At 75.7% G+C, this 1,210-nt stretch carries 1 protein-coding gene and 1 pseudogene; one reads left to right on the top strand and one right to left on the bottom strand.

The features are described 5' to 3' along the window. A partial coding sequence (locus G3I40_RS41220) for a PP2C family protein-serine/threonine phosphatase (protein WP_164559929.1) occupies positions 1 to 964 on the top strand: 964 nt, incomplete at its 5' end. Positions 965 to 994: 30 nt separating this feature from the next. Here the strand turns inward: G3I40_RS41220 and G3I40_RS41215 are convergent. Then, positions 995 to 1,210, bottom strand: a pseudogene (locus G3I40_RS41215) (GNAT family N-acetyltransferase); the annotation flags it as partial.

The following is a 1,210-nucleotide window of genomic DNA, read 5'->3' as shown; positions in this document are numbered from 1 at the left end:
CGTCGCGCTCGTGCGGCGCGTCGTGTGCGGCACCGGCGGGATGCGCAGCACGGTCGTGCCCGGATCGCTGTGGCCCGACGCGTACTTCGGACCCGGCGACGTGCGCCTCGTGCTGGCCCGCACCCGTGCGGGCCGCCCGCCGGTGTGCCTGGTCACCCCCGTGGCGCCGGACCCGTCCGGGCGGGTCGGGCACCTGGTTACCCAGCTCGCCCGCGCCACCGCCCTCGCCGTCGAACCCCTCCTCATGTACGAGCAGGAGCGCCACGTCGCCCTCACCCTGCAGCGCAGCTTCCTGCCCGCCCAACTGCCCGAACTGCCCGGCGTCGAGGTCGCCTTCCGCTACGTGCCCGCCTCCCTACAGGCCGAGATCGGCGGCGACTTCTACGCGGCGCTGCCCACCGCCGAAGGGATCCTCGTCGGGATCGGCGATGTCGTGGGGCACTCGCTGGAGGCGGCCACCGTCATGGTGGAGATCCGGCACGCGCTGCGCGCCTACCTCATAGAGGATCCGCGGCCCGACCGGCTCGTGGCCCGGCTCGACCGGATGCTGCGGCACCACCATCCCGAGACCACGGCCACCCTGTGCCTGGCCCTCGTCGACCCGGCGACCGGCCGCACCCGCATCGCGAACGCGGGCCACATCCCGCCGCTGCGCGTGCCCCGCCTCGGCGATGTCCGCTACGCCGAGGCGAGCGGCCCGCTGCTCGGCCTCGGCCTGCCCCACCCGGAGCCCACCGAGCTCCATCTCGCCCCCGGCGAGCGGCTCCTCATGGTCACCGACGGCCTCATCGAGACCCGCGGCGTCGACCTGGCCGACTCGATGGCCCAGCTCGCCGCCACCGCGGCGGCCGCCCCGGCCGCCCCCGAGGCCCTCTGCGACACCCTCCTGACCTGCTTCGGCCAGGACCGCGCCGACGACATCGCCCTGCTGGCGCTGCGCCTCAGCCCGGAGATCACTCCCTGAGCGCGGCGCGGGGCGCCGGGGCACGCGGCCTCAGCCGAGCTCACGCTCCATGAGCGTCACCGCGTAACTGCTGCCCCCGGCACCGGACTTGAACGGCTGCTCGCCCACCACCACGTACCCCCGGCGCTCGTAGTACGCCCGCAGCCTCGGGTTCGTCGACACGCAGTCCAGGCGGCAGCGCGTGCGGCCCGCCGCAGCGATGCGCCGCTCGGCGTGCGCGAGCAGCTCGCCCCCGGTGCCGGCCGG

Source organism: Streptomyces sp. SID14478 (genome assembly GCF_010548525.1).
Classification (GTDB): Bacteria; Actinomycetota; Actinomycetes; order Streptomycetales; family Streptomycetaceae; genus Streptomyces.
Note: the sequence above shows the minus strand (reverse complement) of the source record. Positions and strands in the feature narration are given on the sequence as shown.